At 48.4% G+C, this 21,238-nt stretch carries 19 protein-coding genes; 15 read left to right on the forward strand and 4 right to left on the reverse strand.

Annotated features, from left to right (window positions below):
• Positions 1-174: 174 nt before the first annotated feature.
• From H8K36_RS07530 to H8K36_RS07540, 3 genes are all read right to left on the reverse strand, one after another.
• Complete coding sequence (locus H8K36_RS07530; RefSeq protein ID WP_186914275.1) at positions 175-3,117, reverse strand: TonB-dependent receptor; 2,943 nt, start codon at positions 3,115-3,117, stop codon at positions 175-177.
• Between the two features lie 780 nt (positions 3,118-3,897).
• Positions 3,898-4,761 (reverse strand): peptidase associated/transthyretin-like domain-containing protein, encoded by an 864-nt coding sequence (locus tag H8K36_RS07535; protein ID WP_186914273.1) that lies wholly within the window; start codon positions 4,759-4,761, stop codon positions 3,898-3,900.
• Positions 4,762-4,811: 50 nt separating this feature from the next.
• Positions 4,812-5,498, reverse strand: coding sequence for a hypothetical protein (locus H8K36_RS07540; RefSeq protein WP_186914271.1), 687 nt, complete (start codon positions 5,496-5,498; stop codon positions 4,812-4,814).
• Between the two features lie 283 nt (positions 5,499-5,781).
• Between H8K36_RS07540 and H8K36_RS07545 the strand changes: the two genes are divergently transcribed.
• From H8K36_RS07545 to H8K36_RS07615, 15 genes are all read left to right on the forward strand, one after another.
• Complete coding sequence (locus H8K36_RS07545) at positions 5,782-6,471, forward strand: response regulator transcription factor (RefSeq protein WP_186914269.1); 690 nt, start codon at positions 5,782-5,784, stop codon at positions 6,469-6,471.
• A gap of 11 nt (positions 6,472-6,482) precedes the next feature.
• Entirely contained in the window at positions 6,483-8,033 is a 1,551-nt protein-coding gene (locus H8K36_RS07550) for a HAMP domain-containing sensor histidine kinase (RefSeq protein WP_186914267.1), read from the forward strand.
• Between the two features lie 245 nt (positions 8,034-8,278).
• Positions 8,279-10,642: a catecholate siderophore receptor Fiu gene (locus H8K36_RS07555; protein ID WP_230404314.1), complete on the forward strand. Its 2,364-nt coding sequence runs from the start codon at positions 8,279-8,281 to the stop codon at positions 10,640-10,642.
• A gap of 12 nt (positions 10,643-10,654) precedes the next feature.
• Entirely contained in the window at positions 10,655-11,335 is a 681-nt protein-coding gene (locus tag H8K36_RS07560) for a Fe2+-dependent dioxygenase (RefSeq protein WP_186914265.1), read from the forward strand.
• A 150-nt stretch (positions 11,336-11,485) separates the two neighbouring features.
• The gene (locus H8K36_RS07565) at positions 11,486-12,124 is read left to right on the forward strand and encodes a PepSY-associated TM helix domain-containing protein (protein WP_329604205.1); all 639 of its coding nucleotides are present in this window, start codon (positions 11,486-11,488) and stop codon (positions 12,122-12,124) included.
• Positions 12,125-12,237: 113 nt separating this feature from the next.
• Positions 12,238-12,747, forward strand: a complete 510-nt coding sequence (locus tag H8K36_RS07570; RefSeq protein WP_186914263.1) for a DUF2271 domain-containing protein — start codon at positions 12,238-12,240, stop codon at positions 12,745-12,747.
• A gap of 21 nt (positions 12,748-12,768) precedes the next feature.
• Positions 12,769-13,590 carry a DUF4198 domain-containing protein gene (locus tag H8K36_RS07575; RefSeq protein WP_186914261.1) on the forward strand — a complete coding sequence of 274 codons (822 nt, stop codon included), beginning with the start codon at positions 12,769-12,771 and terminating at the stop codon, positions 13,588-13,590.
• A gap of 44 nt (positions 13,591-13,634) precedes the next feature.
• Positions 13,635-14,696 (forward strand): FAD:protein FMN transferase, encoded by a 1,062-nt coding sequence (locus H8K36_RS07580; protein WP_186914259.1) that lies wholly within the window; start codon positions 13,635-13,637, stop codon positions 14,694-14,696.
• Between the two features lie 60 nt (positions 14,697-14,756).
• Complete coding sequence (locus tag H8K36_RS07585; protein WP_186914257.1) at positions 14,757-16,253, forward strand: sulfite reductase subunit alpha; 1,497 nt, start codon at positions 14,757-14,759, stop codon at positions 16,251-16,253.
• 119 nt (positions 16,254-16,372) lie between these two features.
• Positions 16,373-16,804: a hypothetical protein gene (locus tag H8K36_RS07590; protein ID WP_186914255.1), complete on the forward strand. Its 432-nt coding sequence runs from the start codon at positions 16,373-16,375 to the stop codon at positions 16,802-16,804.
• Positions 16,805-16,995: 191 nt separating this feature from the next.
• On the forward strand, positions 16,996-17,400 hold the full coding sequence (locus H8K36_RS07595; RefSeq protein ID WP_186914253.1) for a hypothetical protein: 405 nt from the start codon (positions 16,996-16,998) through the stop codon (positions 17,398-17,400).
• 38 nt (positions 17,401-17,438) lie between these two features.
• On the forward strand, positions 17,439-18,389 hold the full coding sequence (locus H8K36_RS07600) for a CPBP family intramembrane glutamic endopeptidase (protein WP_186914251.1): 951 nt from the start codon (positions 17,439-17,441) through the stop codon (positions 18,387-18,389).
• A 2-nt stretch (positions 18,390-18,391) separates the two neighbouring features.
• Positions 18,392-18,826: an ankyrin repeat domain-containing protein gene (locus tag H8K36_RS07605; protein WP_186914249.1), complete on the forward strand. Its 435-nt coding sequence runs from the start codon at positions 18,392-18,394 to the stop codon at positions 18,824-18,826.
• A 45-nt stretch (positions 18,827-18,871) separates the two neighbouring features.
• Positions 18,872-19,714, forward strand: coding sequence for a peptidylprolyl isomerase (locus H8K36_RS07610; RefSeq protein WP_186914247.1), 843 nt, complete (start codon positions 18,872-18,874; stop codon positions 19,712-19,714).
• Between the two features lie 77 nt (positions 19,715-19,791).
• On the forward strand, positions 19,792-21,096 hold the full coding sequence (locus tag H8K36_RS07615; RefSeq protein ID WP_222611132.1) for a dicarboxylate/amino acid:cation symporter: 1,305 nt from the start codon (positions 19,792-19,794) through the stop codon (positions 21,094-21,096).
• A gap of 41 nt (positions 21,097-21,137) precedes the next feature.
• Here the strand turns inward: H8K36_RS07615 and H8K36_RS07620 are convergent.
• On the reverse strand, positions 21,138-21,238 hold a 101-nt coding region (locus H8K36_RS07620), incomplete at its 5' end, for an integrase core domain-containing protein (protein ID WP_186914244.1).

Here is a 21,238-nt window from a genome sequence, read left to right on the forward strand (position 1 = left end):
CCTGTTTGCATTATGCTCAGCACTTATCTTAAGAATGCATGAAAAAAGGCGTCGTCTAACTTGTTTCGTTAAACGACGCCACATAGGACATGCTAGTTTTTGAATCGCGCGATTGTAGCGATCATTCACCTGATTAAACGTAGAGCTGAATCAGGCAGATCTCATCATTTATTTTCAAAACTTGTAACGTACACCGGCTAAAAATTCACGGCCTGTCACATTATTCACGACTACACTATTTCGCGCGCGACTGATGAATTGATCATTGGCTTGATTCGTTAAGTTCGTACCTTCAAAACTAAATTCCCATTTGTCGTTCAATTTATAAGTGATCGACAAATCGACGTTCACTGTGCTGTTTTTACCTTCAACGTCATTGTTGTTCTGACCTGGAACACGGGTCAAGAACGCCGAACGTTTTGAGGCAGAAATACGCGCACTAAAGGCGCCGTCGTCATAGTACAACGTAGCATTCCAAGCACGTGGCGACAAATTCAACAAGTCATCTGTGATCGTCACTGCACTGGTTGGCGAGACAACGTATTCGATCTTGGAATTGACATACGTGTAGTTAAGCAATGTGCCGAAATTGCGGCCCCAACCTGGCAGGAACGTGAATGGCTGTTGGTAATTCACTTCGAAGCCATGCAACTTACCGCCTTTAGTATTTATCGGTGCCGTGACTTGAAATACCTCTTCGCCAGTAAAGTTTGCAGGCAACAAAGACATCGGCAAACCCGTATCTTTAAATGCAACGTTAGTGCGGATACTTTGAATGTAGGTGTTGATATTTTTCTGGAACAAACCGAGACCGACGAAAGCATTTTTATCGAAGTACCACTCGAAGTTCGAGTCGAAAGTATCAGCGCGGAATGGCTCCAACAGCGGATTACCACTGGTCACAGAAAGTGTTCCTGTGGTGGAGATGGTACCACCAGGGTTCAAGTTACCGAGTTGAGGGCGCGCCATCACTTTGGCGACAGCGAAACGCGCAATCACGTCTCTCGTTAAATTCACTGCCACATTGGCGGATGGTAAAAAGTCGTTGTAACTATTGCGTACTGTCACTTCAGTCCCACCAGCAGTTGCTTGATAGCCCGTTGCATTTTGTACGGTCTGCACGTAGCGAGCGCCAACGTTGCCGCGGATGGGGAAGGCACCGACTTTTTCATTAAAATCTGCCATCAAGAAGAAACTCTTATCGTCTTCCGTCACAGAACGATTATTTCCGCGCGCATTGCCATTAGTAATTGATGACAAAGTGAAGTCGCCAGGCCCGCCTGCTGGGCCACTCTTCAGACAGTTACAGTAGATATCATAGGCCTTAGCGATCGCATTCAAGTCTGGAATCAACCATGACGTGGGAGTACCTGCTGGTAAGTTTTGTCCTCTGCCGAAACCAGTCAATTGCGTGGTTAAACTCTCCATACTGATCCCTGCACCCGGTGCAAAGATCGTGTCGTTTTGATTAACCCGACGTGATTCATAAGAATCAAATGTGTATTTTTTAAGGTCAGCACCTGCGCGTAGAGTCAGTTTATCGTCGATGACATCCCACGCAAAGTCGACATGGGCAACGTCATTTCGATTGTTCGCACCTTGGGGGCGAATACGAATTTCACTGGTAGTTGTGTTTGGCACCGTTGCTGATTGCGTTCCCGTAGTGACTTGAGGTACCGATACCAGTTTCATTGGACCAGCGTTTGAAGCCGGATCAAACGGATAGGTAATCACAGGCAAGCGATCGCTTCCACGGAAATCGAGCGCGTAGCCGTTCACGTTTAATGCGTCCAGTGTCGTAGTCGTTTGCACCGGATTAGCAAACTTAGAAGTCGCACGTCCAATGCGCGCACTCATGCGCAAACTTTGGCTGAATTGATGATCTAAGCTCAAAGTAGGCTGTGTAAAGGTAGTCGATAATTCATCAAAACGTGATTCCGCACGAATATCGACCCCATTGTAATGACCATACAGTAGCGCTCCATTCGGCGCATACTCCGTTTTCACTACGCTCGTTTGTGGCTTACCGCCTTGGCTCGCCGAGCGACTAAATGAGATTGCTTCTAAAAAGTCTTCCTGACGCGTCGCATCGAGTTTGGAGTACAAGACGTCGAGCGTGAAAACTGTGCCACGTTGTGGCTTGTATTGAAACGATGTAGTCAAACCTAAACGATCTTGATCGTGTGTTAAGCGACCATAACGTGGAAGGCGCGGCACAAAATTATTGGCAGAGCTAGCGAGGTTATATGCAGCAATATTCTCTGGCGTGTTAGGGAGCCTTGCAACGCCTTGCGCAGCTGGTCCACATGTCGTCGCGGTTGAATTAGAGGGATTAGCCGGTGTCACGCCAATTGGCGCACACCAACCTCCTGAGGAGGGGCCATTATCCCAACGCACCGTACTAAAGCCCTCTTCATACACACGGCGTTTGGAATACGCTCCTGACAATAAAATACCAAACTGATTATCAGCGAAGGTATTGGAGATCAGGAAACCAATACGCGGATCAGTTTTTTGCGACAAGTCGTTGTAACGTCCCTTCGCCATCACCGTCGCATTGAAACCGCGCAAGTCAAATGGGCGCATCGTTTGTAAATCAATCGTTGCGCCTAGAGATCCTTCGTCAACATCGGCAGAAGCGCTTTTACGCACCGTTAGGGAATTAAACAATTCCGACGGAAATACATTAAAGTCAAAACCACGTGAACGATTAGCACCACCGGAGCTATCGGTACCGCCAGTCGTCGCCAATCCCTCAATACCATTGATGCGAACCCGTGTAAAATCCTGACCCAAGCCGCGCACTGTAATACTGCGTCCTTCACCAGCGTCACGATCAATCACCACACCAGGCACACGTTGCAGAGATTCCGCCAAGTTTGTATCTGGGAATTTACCCATGTCTTCAGACTTGATTACATCGACGATACCGTTATCGTCGCGTTTTTTATTCAAGGCACTTTCCAGTGAAGCGCGCAGCCCCGTCACAACCACAAGTTTAGGCTCGTCTGCCTGTGGTTTAGCATCTTGTGCATAGGCATTGCTGATCGCCATGGCGATGATGGAGGTACTCAGAGCGAAACGGGTAAGCTCGCGTTTGAATTGTTGCTTGCGCATGATCGTCATCCTTTTGTCTCGATTTATTATGGTGAAGTTAGTGCCGCTATTTCGGACCGCGCGCATCGCTTTCCGTGCTGCGCTGATCAAACGAAATTTGACTTAACCAAGATTCGTCGATTTCGTTTTGCCTAACTTTGAGCCAATTCTAGAATTATTTATGCGATGAACGCGAGAACTATTCCAAAGACAAAGTTTTCAAAAAGATAAATAAACGCTTCAATGCTCTAGGTTTCAATTATTCACATAGATTTTAAAATCTACTAAATTCTTCCAAAATAGCGCAAAATTCGCTCAAAAAGTCACCAAACCATCATTTAATTTCCAATAGGGAGTTTTTCAAGGTGCTTTATGAGACTAAAAATAGGCGTAAAATTTTTCGTTTTTTTCGATCGAAAAACAACAATTGGCCTTACCAAAAGTATTTGTGGTTCACCAAAACTAGTGTTTTGGTCAATCCAAAATTGACCAAGTTGTCATACCAAAGGCTCAAATAAATGCTTTTTTCCTCGCCCCATCGAGAAAAGAATAAGCAAAAATTGAAAGCCGTATGACCGCACTTAGCGCAAGAACGTACTCAATGGGCAGGCTAACCTGGCGCCATAGATGGAAGCATCAAACTGCTTCATCATGAGCAAAGCTTATGATCGTTAAAGAAGTGAACTGGGGATGAAGCATTCGTATGGTTGCCCCTCCCCATTTTGAAAAACGCGAGAAAAATGCGTTCCTTGACAAGGAGAACGCGGTACGAAGACGGCGTTCTCAAGAGTTGATTTACACTTATCCGCTGACATTCACAGTTAAAGTGGCGACGTAGCCATCCTTTGCATTGCCTGTCATCGTAGCCATTTGCAGGCTCGTACCGTCACTAAAAATATTGTCGGTGGCGAAGCTAATTTGCGCGAGATTACGCACACTACTGGCATAACGTGTATCCGCATAGACCTCTTGTGAGGTCGCCATTGGAAAGGTCAACTGTGTAGTCTTGATACGATTGAGTACGCTATTGCTCTTTGCTAAACTCGGGAAGATTTCAAAATGAACATGCGGTACGCGCCCAGAATAACAACCTGGATAAATTGTGGTGAAACTAACTTCGCCACTACTGTCTGCCTCTTGCACTCCACGCAGATAGTTTTGATTGGTGACGCCACTCGAATACAAAGAATAGTTACCGTCTTTATCGCAATGCCATAGGTACACACTAAACCCACCTGCCGCACCACAACTGGCGTTCGCATTATTGATTTTCAATTTAATCGTCAAAGGCACACCATCGGCCACCGCTGTCGCACCGTTAAAACTTGACCGAATGTCTTTGCGCACGACACCACTCAAAGTCAGTACATTGACGATGCCACTTCCATTCGAATTCGTACCATCGCCTGGATAAGGTCCGGCCGTCTCTTCCGGTATCACCGCACAACTACTTGATCCGCTGCTACTACTTGAGCTGGTTCCACTAGAACTGCTGCCGCTAGTCGTGGAACTCGTACTGGTCGCACCATCTGCACCACCGCAGCCCAGCAAAGGCAAACCCGCTCCCCCTAGGCTCCCTAACGCCAACCAACGCAAACTCTTACGACGACTTGCGTTCAAAGCCATGATGGCCTCAAGGTCCGCGACTAATCCATGATCTTCCATTGCAACTCCTCTTAACATAAACAACAACTTCTCAAAAAACAAAGTGACACTTAAGCGCTGGTATTAATGAAATTACCCTGACGCCCGTTTTGACTCACTTGCGTCAGAATATTCTGTAAAAAAGTTTGTAGCGTTTGCTGGCTATTATCTGAACTGACACCCAAAGCATTGAGCAGATCGCTAAAAGAATTCGATAGTGCTGTTGTGGACGCCGCCGCGCTATCGACTGTCGCCTCTGTAGAGCTAGTTGAGCTGGCATCGCTGGTAGCACTTGTACCGCCGTCCTCATTAGATTGACCGCTCAGCTCCGCAATCAACTTTTGTAAATCTTTGGCGATGCCACTACCTCCACCACCATCAACCGGTGGTGGAGGTGGAGGACGATTCCCATGAGGCCTCCCCGCTCCACCTTCTTTTTGCAGCGCCGCCATTAGGTTTTGTAGAAATTCACCGAGGGCTTGCGCCGCATTTGTTCCACCACTCTCACTTGTAGCTGTCTCGGTTACATTCCCGCCGCCGTTGTCTGAGCTACTTTCAGCATTCGACAATACATTCGCACCGAGGTCCTGCAAGGCATTGGCTATCGCCCCAAGCAAACCTGCTTGCCGCGGCGGACGTGCATTATCGCCCTCATTTATCGCGGGGCCATTCTGCTCCGACCGGCATTGCCGCTGGGATTGCACTGACACTTGCGCTGTTTGCGAGCTCGAATTGGTCGCACTTATACTCAAAGACATGATGTCTCTCCTTTACTTACAATTTCAACTGGGTTCACTGTTGATGTGGCAAGAATCAAGTTTGTCGCTCCATTACAGCTACCACAAAGCTCCTTGATCGCTCATCTTTGCCGCGACTTGATTATGTTTTGAGGCCCTGTAAAGAGCCGTAAATCAAAGGTAAAGTTATGTAAAGATAAGAATTTCGCTGCACAACAAGCGTTGTAAATTCAAGTAAATTTGCAAGGAAAGAAGTACCAACTTTGTTATGATGAAATTCTCTTCCCTCATAACACTGCGCAGTATGAACAAGGTTCTGCTAATTGATGACGATATTGAACTAGTCAATATGTTCCGAGAATTCTTGGAGCAGGATGGCTTTCAAGTGCACATCGAATACGATGGAAAAGCCGGTTGCGCTGCTGCTTTAAGCGGCCAATATGCCATCGCCATTCTCGATGTCATGATGCCACGCATGAATGGGCTTGATACCTTACGACAAATTCGCGCTAACAGTCGCCTCCCTATCTTGATGCTGACTGCCAAGGGCGATGATACGGACCGCATCGTCGGTTTAGAGTTAGGCGCAGACGACTATGTCACCAAGCCATGTACACCACGTGAGTTGGCCGCGCGCATTCGCGCCATTTTACGACGCAGCCAAACTCAGTATCAGACGGAGACCGCATCGGCGCCGATTAGTTTTGGCTTACTTGAATTATGGCCTATGCAAAGACGAGCGCAGTGGGATCAACGCACACTCGAATTAACCAGCACTGAATTTAACTTACTTGAGGTATTAATTCGCCATGCTGGAAAACCCGTCAGCAAAAATACTTTATCCGAACAAGGCTTAGGCAGACCGATGGCACGCTTCGACCGCAATATTGATGTTCATCTCAGCAGCTTGCGCCATAAGCTTGGCAAGCTTGCCGATGGTCGTTCTTGCGTACAAACGGTATATCGTCTTGGCTACCAGCTAATTAAAGACTGAGACTCATCCTCATGACTGGCTTCTCGTTCTCTCGACTATTTCTCAGCCGTTTATTCTGGAAATTTTTCGCCTCGATCTTGCTCGCGCAATTGGCGGCCACACTTGCAGTCGGTGGCGCCATTTGGTGGAAGAATCGTCAAAACACTGAAACCAAAATTGAATTGATCGATACTAGTCCGCGTGCCAGCGATGCCATCGAGTCAGCCTCTGCCACCTTACAGCACGGCGGCGAAGCTGCGCTTAAACAATTACTCGCCAATATGAAGCACCATCGGGTGTATGCGGTGAATCGTGCGCAGCAAGAGTTATTAGGCAGAGCTGTTAGCCTGAGCATGCTCGAACAAGTGCGCGATCAATTGCAGCGCGGTCCAGAAAGCGCCGCCGTCAAGGAGATTATGTTGGATGGCGAGCGTTATCTCTTGTTCTTGCCGCAGCCAGACCCCTCTCACGTCAACCCCTTACGCGACTTCGATCATATGATGCCGAGAGATTTCGATCAGCATCCCTCAGGACCTCGATCAGAATTTAAGCCACGCGAACGAGAGTACAAGGAAGACTTGCTAAACACCCCACCACTGCACGTGAAAGGCGAAGGCGATAAACGCGTTGATGACCGACGGGGCCCGCGTCCACCTAAAAATTTACTTCTTGCCCCGTGGATTTTGATTAGTGCCGCGGTGACAATGAGTTTACTCTTCGCCGCTGTCTTGGCGTGGATGTTCACTCGCCCATTGATGGCCTTGCAACAGGCATTTACCGCTGCCGCACAAGGCAATTTACAAGCGCGTTTCGACCAGCGTCAGCACTGGATAGATGACGAGCTCAATCAGCTCGGGCAGAACTTCGATCAAATGACGGCACAATTGCGCGCCATGATGCAACAACAAACCAAACTCATGCATGATGTCTCACACGAACTCCGCTCACCGCTAGCGCGTATGCAAGCAGCCATCGGTTTGATCCATCAACAGCCAGAGCGCACACTCACCTACATCGACCGTATCGAGCGTGAAAGTACACGTATGGATCATTTAATTGGTGAGCTGCTGACCTTAGCCAGATTGGAAGCTGGTGCGATTCAATCGGCGACAGAAACGATACACATTAGCGAAGTAATGGAAACGTTGCTCGACGATATGCGCTTTGAAGCAGAACAACAGGCGCAAAGTTTAGTTTATAGTTTGCGCGACGATTTCCGTCTTTCTGCACAACTGGATTTATTGGTGAGAGCGATTGAAAACATCGTCCGTAATGCGATCAAGTACAGCCCATCCGGTAGTCAGATCGAGATACAAGTGAACTTCAATCAAGAAACCCAATGCGGTTGGATTCATATCAGCGATCAAGGCCCGGGTGTTCCAGAAGCCGACCTGGAATCCATCTTTCAAGCCTTTTATCGTAGCCAACAAGCGCATCATACTGCCACTGGGCACGGCCTCGGCTTGGCGATCGCCCGTCAAATCATTCACCACTTGCAAGGCTCCATCAAGGCGATCAATCGTCCACAGGGCGGCTTGTCGATTTCCATACGATTGCCTGCTCAGCTACTTCCAGATCTGTAATTATTCGAATTTGCTTTGTACCTCCTTGGTATAGAGACGGCCGTGTGAAACTTTTCACCTCGCAAAACGACGCCCACTTCTCACACCCACAACCCTCCCCTTTTTTTACTGAAAGCCACTCAAAAATCTCAAATGCAAATGAGAATAATTCTCGTTTACATATTCAGCGCTTTTCTTTATAATTCATTTCAAGTTATCCACTTCACCTCTAAGTGAAGTGATTTGCATTGATTTATGAGGAATATATGATTAAAAGTCGCCAACACGCTCACATCTCATCACCCAGCGAGCAAGCAAGCTCTTCTCACGGTGCATTGCCACAAAAACATGTTTCGATGACTGCCGTCATTGCTAGTTTGATATTACCGATGACAGCTCAAGCTGCAGGCCAAGCGACGGCGACCGCCAGCGATCAACAAAAGATAAGCCCAGCAAAACAAGAACAGCAACTCAAAGAGGTGCTGGTAGTGGGCCAGAACAGTAATGAATTCAAATCCGAAAAAGCCTCATCCAGCAAATACGCCGCCCCACTACTCGACACGCCGCAAACCATCACTGTCATCAAACGCGAATTAATCGAGCAACAAGCGGCCGTGAATTTAAGTGAATCACTGCGCAATACGCCGGGCGTTGGTACTTTCTTCCTCGGTGAAAATGGCAGCACCAATACTGGCGACGCCATCTACATGCGCGGCTTTGATAGTTCAAGCAGTATTTATGTCGACGGCGTTCGCGACCTTGGCTCAATTTCACGCGATCTTTTCAACATCGAACAAATCGATGTATTGAAGGCATCTGCGGGTACCGACAGCGGTCGTAGTGCACCCACTGGATCGATCAACCTCAGCAGTAAGCAAGCAACGTTAGACGAAGCGCAACTGTACAACGCAAGCATCGGCAGCGCACAACAAAAACGCCTTAGCAGCGACACTAACTTCGTACTCAATAGAGAAAATGGTAGTGCTCTACGCCTCAACCTGATGGCACAAGATAGTGGTGTTGCAGGCCGCGAGCAAGTCAAGAATCAACGCTGGGCAATTGCTCCGTCCTTGGCCTTTGGACTCAATTCCAACACCCAATTTTTTCTAAATTATCTGCATGTACAACAGGATAATGTACCCGACGGCGGCGTGCCCACCCTAGGCTTACCAGGTTACAGTAGCCCCGATAGCAAACGCCCTTTCTTAAGCACTGCCAGCAAGGTCAGCTCCAGCCTATTTTACGGCTCGGTCAATGATTTCGATCGCGTTCAAGCCGACATGCTCACAGTCAGGCTTGAGCATCAACTATCAGAACGCAGCAAACTCAGCAATATCGCTCGCATCGGCAAGACCTCGCAACACTATCTGCTCACTGCTTTTATGGGTAATGCGACCAATTTGCAAACACCCTCAGCGACCGACCCAAGTACATGGACAATCGCCAGAAGTACGCGCACTTTGAAAGATCAAGAGAACGAGATTTTAGCTAATCAAACCCAGCTCACTGTCGATACGCAGCTCTTTGGTCTACGCCATCAAATGCTAGGCGGCATCGAGCTGATTCACGAAAAACAAAATACTTGGGGATACAGCGGCACAGGCACACTGCCAGCCGCCAAGCTCTACGCGCCGAATCCTTACGATGCTGTAAGCGGCTTAAACTTAGTCCGTAACGGGGTATTCACTCGTGGTAGTACCAGCACGGCGAGCACTTATGTTTTCGATCGTATCGAGCTCAATTCGGTTTGGGCAATCGACGCGGGACTGCGCCTCGATCACTACAATACCGATTACTCGGCCGCTAGCCTGTCGACGGCAACCAGTAACCCTTCGCTCCCTGCAGGCACTCTAGTACCTGTGAACCTCAATAATAGCGGCAATTTGCTCAATGCCAAACTTGGCGTCGTCTATAAACCCAGCGCGACTAGCAGCCTCTATGCATCCGCATCAAGCTCCAAACAGCCACCGGGCGGCAGCAATTTTGCACTGAGTACCGCTGCAAACAGTGCAGCCAATCCTAAGTTCGATCCACAAGATACGGTGAATGTTGAACTCGGCGCTAAATGGGATTTGCTCGACAAGAAACTGAGCTTAAGCAGCGCCATTTACAGTACTAAGATTAGCAACGATATTGTGCAAAATCCGCTTGATTTGTTGTACTACCAAACTGGCAAGAAAGAAGTCAATGGACTTGAGCTGAGTGCTACAGGTGCCCTCACTCGCGACTGGCTGGTCAGTGCAGGTTATGCCCTGATGGATACCAAAGTCAGTAGCGGCCCAGTAGTGACCGCTAGCGGCATGAATAATCTTAGCTATACGCCTAAACATAGCTTCACGGCTTGGACATCTTATTCCTTGTCGAATGGAATCAAAGTCGGGGGTGGCTTGCGCTATGTCGATTCCCTGCTACGTGGCACCGATGGCGCGATAGGCACTCCGGCCAAAACCGAAGCCTACACGGTGCTTGATATGATGGCGAGCTATCCAATTAGTCGTCATATCGAAATTCAACTCAATGTGTATAACTTAGCGAATGCTAATTATGTTGCTGCAATCAATAAGAGCGGTTACCGATACACACCCGGCGCGCCGCGCTCCGGCACCGTCACACTCAACCTCAAATTTTAAGACGGGCGCCCTATGATGCTACATATTCCTGCCGTGCTCACGCGTGAAGAAGTCGTCGCATTACGACAAAAACTCGATGCGAGTAATTGGGTCGATGGGCGCGAAACCGTCGGTGCACAAGGTGCACGCGTGAAGCACAACCGTCAACTCGCAGAACACTCACCGCTATCGATCAAGCTCGGTCAATTGGTACTCAATGCAGTGAGAAAACATCCTCTATTTTTCGCAGCAGCGTTACCCTTGCGCATCGTGCCACCACTCTTTAACTCTTACTCAGGAGGAGAACATTACGGCTTGCACATTGATGGGTCGGTTCGCGAGGTGCTACATGCTGACTATCGCTTACGAACCGATCTCTCATCGACCTTGTTTCTATCAGACCCTGACGAATATCAAGGAGGTGAGCTCGAAGTGATCGACACCTACGGCGCACATGAAGTCAAACTACCGGCGGGCGATTTAATCTTGTATCCATCAACGAGTCTGCATCAAGTCAAGCCCGTCACCGAAGGCACGCGCGTTTCCGCTTTTTTTTGGACACAAAGCATGATCCGAGATACGCAGCAGCGACGCCTCCTGTTTGAACTGGATCAACACATACAAAGCTTGCGCATTAAGCTAGGGGACAGCCCAGAGATTTTAGGACTGACCGGGCATTATCATAATCTTATGCGGATGTGGGCTGAGACGTAAAATAGGCAAACTCATACACAAATTGATACAAGTTAGCACCATACCAGAAGAAAAACCCTAGACAAACCAGCATATAATTAGCACTCTCCGCTCAGCCAAGGCTGGTTCGCAAGATTCAATCACCACCATAATTTATCAACGATCAACAACGTGACTGCGACTCCACAACAAAAACGCGCATTTTGGTTGCGCCATCTTCATAACTGGCATTGGATCAGTTCCGCAATTTGTTTGATCGCTATGATTTTATTTTCGATCACAGGCTTTACTCTTAACCATGCGGCAGATATTGAAGCACATCCGCAAGTGACTCGCAAACAAGGTCATTTGCCTTCAGAGCTAGCGCAAAGTCTCTCTGCGCAAGTCTCGACACGCCAAAACAAAGGAGCTGACCAAACGGTAACAAAAGACTTGAGTCTCTGGTTCGAATCGAATCAACAGATCGATATCCACGGCAAATCAGCAGAATGGTCGCCGGAAGAAATCTACGTGGCTCTGCCCCGCCCTGGTGGCGATGCCTGGCTGCGTGTGAGTTTGGACACCGGAGAATTTGAATATGAATTAACCAAGCGAGGAACCATTGCCTACCTCAATGATCTACATAAGGGACGCAACACGGGCAAAGCGTGGTCGTGGTTTATCGATATCTTCGCGGTCGCCTGTTTGATTTTCTGTATCACTGGTTTGTTTTTATTAAAGATGCACGCCAATAGCCGCGCCTTAACCTGGCCGATGGTGGCCTTGGGCGTGATGGTGCCCTTGGTGCTGGCGATTATGTTTATCCACTAATTGCTTAAACCATTGAGAAATCAAACCATCATTTTTCATTTACTGGCTATTTTCGAACGCACTTTCGATTCACTACTGCACACTGTTAGATATTATTTTTACGGGGATTATCGATGCAAAAACTTATTCCATTCGCGATCACAACCTTGCTAGGCTCCAATGCGATCGCCGCTGAACTTGTGGTCAAAGTTGAAGTACCAAAACTTGATGTTGCCGAATATCACAAGCCTTACGTCGCCTTGTGGATAGAAAAACCAGACCAAACCTTAGCGGCAAATCTGCAAGTTTGGTATGACCTCAAAAAACGCAATAACGAAGGCACTAAGTGGCTCAAAGATTTGCGCCAATGGTGGCGCCGTACTGGTCGCGAATTAACTTTACCTGTCGATGGCGTGAGTGCGGCAACACGTATTGTTGGTGAGCATACTTTGAGTTTCGCAGGCGATAGCAATGCGCTTGCCAAATTGCCTGCAGGTGATTACAACCTCATCGTTGAAGCAGCACGTGAAGGTGGTGGCCGTGAAGTCGTCAAAGTACCGTTCCAATGGAATGGCAAAGACAGCGTGGTCAATGCGCAAGGTAATAATGAACTTGGCAAAGTCAGTGTTCAAGTCAAGAAGTGAAACTAGGATAAAGGAATAAACATGAAACGTCTTGCACTTACTCTCGCCATTGCCGGCACTCTGACGCTGGCTAGTATCACACCAATGACAGCGTTGGCTGATCGACCTTTTATTTTGCCAGGCATGACACTCAATTCCGGTAACGCTCCATTGATAACGTTTGATGCAGCGGTCGGCGAAAATGTATTCTTTTTCGATCACAATACTTTGAGCATCGATAACCTTGTGATCACTGCGGCTGATGGCAGCATCGTCAAGCCAGAAAGCGTTTCACCAGGCAAATTACGCAACAGCTTTGATTTGCGTGCAACGCTGCAAGGCACTTACAAGGTGAGTATCGTCAACGATTTCATCATCGCCAACTATAAAGAAAACGGCGCACCAAAACGCTGGCGTGGCAGTGTAGAAGCTTTCGCGAAGGAAGTTCCAACTAATGCAGAAGAACTGCAAGTTCTGCAATCACAAGGTCGTATCGAAACTTTTGTCACCAATGGAAAACCGAACGCAACTGCGCTCACACCAAGCGGCAAAGGCTTAGAGTTGGCAGCGATCTCTCATCCAAACGACATCGTTGATGGCGAGCCAGCGAGTTTCCGTTTATTAGTTGATGGCAAGCCAGCTGCAGGTATCAAGGTTACCGTGATCGCTGGTGGCGCACGTTATCGCCAAAATCTTGGTGAAAAAACCTACACTAGCGATGCCGATGGCAAGATCACCATTAACTGGCAAGGTGCAGGCATGTATTGGTTACAAGCACGCAGCAGCGATAACAAAGTTGCAGTACCAGCCGCAAAAGAACGTCGCTTAAGCTACATCGCGACTTTGGAAGTGATGCCGCAATAAAATCGGTGTCAACTCATTCGCCCAAAGTCAGCATACAAGCAGACATGCATTCAAGTTCCGCTATACACAGCTCACCGCCCAACGGGCGGCGCGTGTTACTCCCTCTGCAAATGACGGCACCCGCCGCTTTGCCAGAACAGTGCACACTGTTTCAAGCCCGAGGCTTGAGCATGGGCACCAGCTGGCAAGTAAAAGCCATTATCGCCAGCTCGCAATCTGAAGCGGAACTAATCGAAGGCATACAACAGCAACTAGACCATGTCGTCGCGCAAATGAGCCCGTGGGTGAGCGATTCTGATCTCATGCGTTTTAACCAAGCTGCAGCAGGCACTTGGCATCATTTGCCGAAGGAGTTCTTCCAAGTTTTGGATCATGCTGTGTTTGTCGCTGAGCAAACCCAAGGTGCGTATGAACCTTGCATAGGTCATTTGGCGAATCTGTGGGGCTTTGGCCCCGCGGGGAAAATACAAAGCTGTCCAACTGAAACAGCAATTGCGCAAGTCATGCCCTACACGGACTGGCGTCAATTAAAAATCGATAGAAGTACGCAAAGTATCTATCAAGCAGGTGGTGTGCATCTTGATCTGTGCTCCACCGCCAAAGGTTATGGCGTGGATCAAGTCGCCCGCTATTTGCAAGATCAAGGTATCGCCAGCTACTTAGTAGAAGTGGGTGGAGAATTGCGTGGCTTGGGCATCAAACCTGATCAACAACCGTGGTGGGTGGAACTCGAAGATCCTACACAACTACAGCACAAAGAGACGATAGATCTTGCGCCCCCGGTCATCGCCTTGCATGGTTTATCGGTTGCCACTTCAGGCGACTACAATCGCTATGTGGAATTTCAAGGGCAACGCTATTCGCATACGATAGACCCTCGCACAGGTTATCCCGTGACACATCAAGTCTGTTCCGTCACTGTGATTCACCCGGAATGCATGATTGCCGATGCCCTCGCTACCGCCATCAGCGTATTAGGGCTTGAGCAAGGTATGGCATATGCGAAACAACTTCAGGTCGCTGCAAGAATCATCGTGCGAGAAGAGACTGGTTTGCGGGAGCATCTGAGCCCTGCCATGCTCGCCATGATGGATGACGACGACTAAATCTCGACATGTAGGCCACTTTTTTTGTACTGATCACACTATTTTTTACTAACGTCTTTCATGCACGCGAACTCACATCCATCGGGTCTAGGTCTCATCAAACTTCAATGCTTCATCGCATCAATGTTGTCGATGATATGTTTGTTCGCACCTGTATCTTCGTTTTTTAATGCAGCAACACTGCGCATTCTCAGTGCAGCGACCCTCTGCGCCAGCTATTATTTCTTTACGCGATGGATGCTCATTAGCCATCGCGCCAAACAAATAAATAAAACAAAACTGAGCGATCAGGTGAACTCGCCAACAGCTGATCGCAGCGCGGGTGCAGACTATTTAGTAGTATTTGCAAGCCAAACTGGGTATGCCGAACAATTAGCACAGCAAACCTATACGAGCCTGCAGCAAGCCGGGGCGCGCGCTGAGCTGATCGATATCGCGGAGCTTCAAATGTCCGCTCTCGTCAAATATAAACATGTTCTATTTTTGGTGAGCACCACAGGCGAAGGCGACGCACCCGACAGTGCAGCTGGCTTTTTGGGGCAACTCAACGATCAACCTTCCACGCTAACATCATTACGCTATGCCATCTTGGCTTTAGGTGATCGTCACTACAAAGCCTTTTGCGCATTCGGTCACCAACTCGATCAAGCGCTCCACAAACAAGGTGCTCAACGTTTGTACGACTTGCTAGAAGTAGACAATGGTGATGAAGCAGCGCTGCGTCATTGGCAACAGCAACTCGGACAACTCACTGGCAACACCAGTCTACCCGATTGGCACCCAGCACAATATGAGAATTGGCGCTTGGTCGAACGACGCCTACTCAATGAAGGAAGTGCAGGAAACGCGGTTTACCTCATACGCCTACAGCCACCATCACAGACAAATTCCAATAGTTGGCAAGCCGGCGATATTCTTGAAATCTCACCGCGTCGCCCGCACGACGACACAGCATGGCCGCATCGCGAATACTCCATCGCTTCCATCATGCAAGATGGCGTGGTCGAACTCGTTGTGCGCCAAGCCTTTCAAGCCGACGGCAGGCCTGGCTTGGGCTCAGGCTGGCTCAATTTGTATGCTGAACTCGGCGCCCCCATTGCCGCCCGCTTACGCAGCAATCGCAGCTTCCATGCGCCGCAAGCGGGTACGCCAATGATTTTGATTGGCAACGGCACGGGCATTGCTGGCCTACGCGCGCATCTCAAACAACGCCAACAACATCATCAAGATCAAAACTGGTTGATATTCGGTGAACGCCATCGCGCCACGGACTTCCTCTTTGAAGATGAAATCACTGCATGGCAAACCCAAGGCCTATTACAACGGGTGGACCTCGCCTTCTCGCGCGATCAAGAACAACGCCTGTATGTACAACATCAATTAACAGCCGCTGCCACCGAGGTACAAAGCTGGGTTGACAGGGGCGCGGCCATCTATGTCTGCGGCAGCTTGCAGGGCATGGCAGCAGAAGTGGATGCTAGTTTGCGCGACATCCTCGGCGATACGCGTGTGGAACAATTGCGGGAGCAAGGTTTGTATCGACGCGATGTCTATTAGTTTTTTGGTTTCCGACTGTGGCAAAGGTGGAGATGCTTCGCTTTTACCGAAGCGCATTTCTCAACTAAGCGCTAAGCTTTCGAGCAACATAGATTCGTCGATACAGTTAGAAAAATCCAATGAGTTTACTTGCATGGCTATGGGAAGCTATCCCTGTCACTACAAACAACACCGAAACCACATCTCATTTGTCTGTAATGCCTCGTCAGCGTCGTCGCATCTCCATCTTGCTGACTGCGCTTCTTGCGCTAGCCTGCTTGATTACACCTATCATCTGGCAAGCTCTCCAAACTCACAGCAGCCTCGATGCAATATTAATTGCCGTCTTCGTGTGGTGCATTGAAGCCATCTATCTTTTCTTGGCGCACTATCTAATTCTCGAACCCGATATGGATAATCTCGGATGGTTCGGTGGTTTAATGAACGATCCCTTCCAATTCGCCGACAATCAAAATCGCATAATTTTGTTTGTGAAGAGCATCCTATTGCCAGGGCGAATCATCAATTTGTGTTTCAAGGATTTCATCTCTCTCATATCAAAACCAAATTGAATCACTATTTTTTAGTACGGATAAAAAAACCACAATCGAAAAACAAGGACAGAAGCTTCCTGCTTGCCATTCCCACTCTGAAGCTGAACTAGCCTCGCTTTAGGCCCTAATCTAGCTTCATTAACCAGAAGAAATTTCCTGAACTGTAGCGTTTTTTGTTACGATGCCTGCTTCTTATTGAAGGCCTTAGTATGCAACGCGAAAAACTCTTTTTTAGTACGATTTACCTCGTTATTTCTTTGTTTGCTAGCTTAGCGAGCATTCCTCTTTTATTTGTGGTGATTCCAGATTCACGTCTCGCCGCGCAGATTGGTATCGGCGTCTTTATCGCCTATCCTGTCGTTAGCTTGACCCTACTCTGGCAAACCCAATTTGCGTCGGTTTACCTCTTGCGTCGTGTGAGTTTCTTATTGTGGGGCGCCTTGATCACCTTATTAGGAATTGGCAATACGGCCTTACCCAAAAGCGCGCAAAGCCCCTACGGCAATCTCATTATTTTCGGCCTAGCCTTAATTGCTATGAGCATGTATGTGCGCCGCAAGGAACTTTCCCGTTTAGCCAAAGCTCAAACCCAAGATACCAATGTAAAACAATAAAATAAATCGAGTAAAAAACTCAATATAAGGGAGACATCATGATCAAACGCGGACTCGAACTCTATGCCAATCGCGAAGAACACCATGTACTGACATGGACTGTGCCAGCGATTATCTTAACTCTCGTATTTCTTATCTTAGGCGACCTACTGTCTTATATTGGTTTTGCTATTCCAGGCCTGCGCCTAGCAATGCCGGAAAAATCCTGGCAAGAAACGGCTTATCAACTCGTGTTTAGTTTCGGCTTAGCCGCTTTAATTTGCTTCGCGTGGGTTCGTTTTTTCGAGCGCCGCAGCCTTGCTTGCATCGGCTTTAGCGCTGGCGGTACTCGTCTCTATCTTCGCGGTCTTGGTCTTGGCTTTGCTTTCATTACTGCGGTCGTAGGCGTTATCTATTTGCTGGGTGGTTATGAAATCGAAGGAACAGGCATCCTAAGACAATTTAGTGTGGCAGCCGTGCTTCCCTTACTTATTTTGTTTATTGGATTTATGGTTCAAGGCGCAACCGAAGAAATTTTTATGCGTGGCTGGCTATTCCAATTGCTCACCTCACGTTATGGCGTCACCATCGGTATTGTCGGAAACATGATTGTGTTTTCCGCCATTCATGGTTTAAACATCAAGCCATCGCCCGAGCTTGCGATCGGACTATTCAATATCGTATTAGTCGCCATTTTGCTCAGCTACTATGCGCTTAAAGAAGGTACTCTATGGGGCGTTTGCGCATGGCACAGCGCTTGGAACTGGCTTCTCGGTGTCGGATTTGGTCTAGAGGTCAGCGGCCAATCACTCAATGTAGTTCCCTTATTTGTCGATCTAAAAAATGCAAGCAATATGCCGTATTGGCTGCACGGCGGCGCCTTCGGCCCTGAAGCGAGTGTAGTGACTTCGGTGATTTTGTTGATTGGTATTTTTTACTTTGGATCACGCAAGAGTCATGGCAAGGTGTTTAGTGTGCCTGGTGAATTGGCTGTGGATATTAAGAGTTAATTATGCGTTTAGGTAGTATTTCGCCAGAAACTGATGTTGACACTGGACTTCATCAAGCCGCCGCGTCTGGTGACCTTATCACCGCTAAAGCACTCTTAGCTCAAGGTTCCTCTCTTAATGCCATAGATATTTGTGGGCGAACGCCCTTGCACTTTGCGGCTGCTAATAACCAACTTCATATGATTGAGTTCTTTGTAAGTTCGGGTGCGGATATCAATGGACAAGCCGATGGTGATGGATGGCAAGACCATGCGCCACTTGGATATGCCATCGAATCATGCTCAATTGAAACCGTTCGACTCCTTCTAGACCTGGGTGCCGATCCAAATTGCTGTGGTTGGATGGGAAACACCGCAATTGATATAGCAAAAGGCCGAGTTGATGCAGAAGGGAAAATTATCCTTAGATTGTTGCAAGAGAAATCTACGGCGACATAGCCTTATATCGTTTTCATCGTTTTCCTCACCAAATAAGGAACCAACATGCACCAAACATTCAAACGCACAGCACTAGCGACATGTATAGGAATCCTCAGCACCGGCATGTTGGCTTCACCTAGTTTCGCCAACGACGGACAATGGCGCGCACTCGATCCTGCCAACACGCTGTTAATCGAAACCAGCAAAGGTCGCATGGTGATTGAAATGCGTCCCGAGATGGCGCCAAAAGCGGTGGAGCGCATCAAACTCCTCACACGTGAAAAGACCTACGACGGTTTGCAATTTCATCGTGTGATTGCGAAATTCGTGGCGCAAACAGGAAACCCGAATAATAAAGATGGTGGTGGCACGAGCTACCCTAACCTGCCGCCCGAAATGGTGTTCCGTTTACCGTATCAAGGCTTCTCTCAGTTCGCACAAAATAGCAGCGATGCCAGTGCTGGCTTTATCGGTAGTGTGCCTTTTCAGGCATTACCTGTGACCGAAGCAACACAAAAATCGAACGGTGCGCTACGCAGCTGGGGTGCGCATTGTACGGGTGTGGCTGGCATGGGACGCAATGAGCCACGTGATTCTGCCAATAGCGAACTGTACTTCATGCTCGATGCTTCACGTCGACTTGATCGTGACTACACCGTGTTTGGTCGTGTCGTCATCGGCCTTGATGTCTTACTCAGCATCCAACATGGTGAGCCGCCTGCGAGCCCTGACATGATGAAGCAAGCGCGTATTCTTTCCGATATCCCCGAGAAAGAACGCCCTCAAGTATTGGTCGCCTCGGATGCCACGATGCGCCAACTCATCGACCAAACACGCCAGAAAAAAGGCGCGGACTTCAGTGTCTGTGATGTCGAGATTCCGGCCAAGCTAGTCAACCCGAAATAAGCAGGATCTCAGTTGTAAGAACGCCGCAGGCACAGAGCTTCGGCATTATTGAGTTAAGATGAAGCTCTCTACCCATCATGGGTACCTACACCATTGTGACCGGGCTTATGCAACAGCAAATTTCCTCTCGTTCTATCTGGCAAAGCTATGCCAGCATCATCTTACTTTTGGCTGGCATCACACTCGGCAGCTTGGTCGGCTTCCTATATGGCAAACACGTTGAGGGTTTCAAATTCATCGGGGACATCTTCCTCAACCTGCTGTTCACGGCCATCATTCCCCTGGTATTTTTTACGATCGCGTCCTCCATCGCCAATCTGCAAAAAACTGAACGGCTTGGAAAATTATTCGGCATCGTCGCGGGCGTATTTCTGATGACGGTCATCATTTCTGGCTTTGTCATGTTAGTCGTAATGTGGTGCTTCCCGATTGCCCAAGACAATTCACTGCGGGCGATGGTGAGCCAAGCGCTGATCGACAACCCAGCCTCTGCCGTGCACAGTGGCGGCACCAGCCTCACACAGGTGCTCACCGTCAACGATTTCTTCGAACTGATGGCACGCAAGAATATGCTAGCCTTAATTTTGATTTCATTGATGGTCGGTTTCGCGACCTTGCGTGCTGGTGAAAAAGGACGCCCGTTTGCGCAGTTTTTGGAATCGGCGAATGAGGTCATGAAGCAACTATTGGAAATGATCATGAAGACGGCGCCTCTCGGACTTGGTGCCTATTTTGCGTATCAAGTCGGAGTATTTGGGCCGCAGTTATTGGGCGTCTACGTGCAACCCTTGGCCTTGTATTATTTGACTTGTACCGTTTACTTCATCGTATTTTTTAGCTTGTATGCTTATATGGCTGCAGGCAAATTGGGCCTCAATTTATTTTGGCGTAATAACCTCACGCCTGCACTGACGGCAGTCGGCACCTGCAGCAGTATCGCCACCATTCCTGCCAATCTACTGGCGGCAGAGAAGCTGCACATTCCAGCACATGTGCGCAATATCGTGATCCCACTCGGCGCACCTATCCACAAAGATGGCTCTAGCATGTCGTCCATCATTAAGCTCGCATTATTATTCGCGATGTTTGGTAAAGACTTGTCCGCACCGAGTTTATTCTTAGCGATCATGGGCATTACCGTCATCGTTTCTATCGTTGAAGGTGGCATTCCCAACGGTGGCTATATCGGCGAAGTGTTTGCCATTACCGCTTTCGGCTTTCCGATGGAACAAGCACTGCCGGTGGCGATGGTAATTGGCACTTTGGTTGACCCTATCGCTACCCTACTTAATGCAAACGGTGATTTGGTCTCTGCCATGTTAGTGACACGCATTACTGAAGGTAAAGACTGGTTACAAAAAGCGATGAAAGCTTCGACCTAAGCCATCACACTGATGTGTCCAGTCCTAAAATATATTGACAACTAAAAGTGTTGCAAAGACGCCCGATGAACCTCATCGGGCGTTTTGTTTTTCAGGCTTGAGTGGGGCCGCTCGTTGTTATAGATTTGAATGGATTGTGCAA

Origin of the sequence: Affinundibacterium nitidum (genome assembly GCF_014284155.1) — a bacterium.
GTDB lineage: Bacteria > Pseudomonadota > Gammaproteobacteria > Burkholderiales > Burkholderiaceae_D > Undibacterium > Undibacterium nitidum.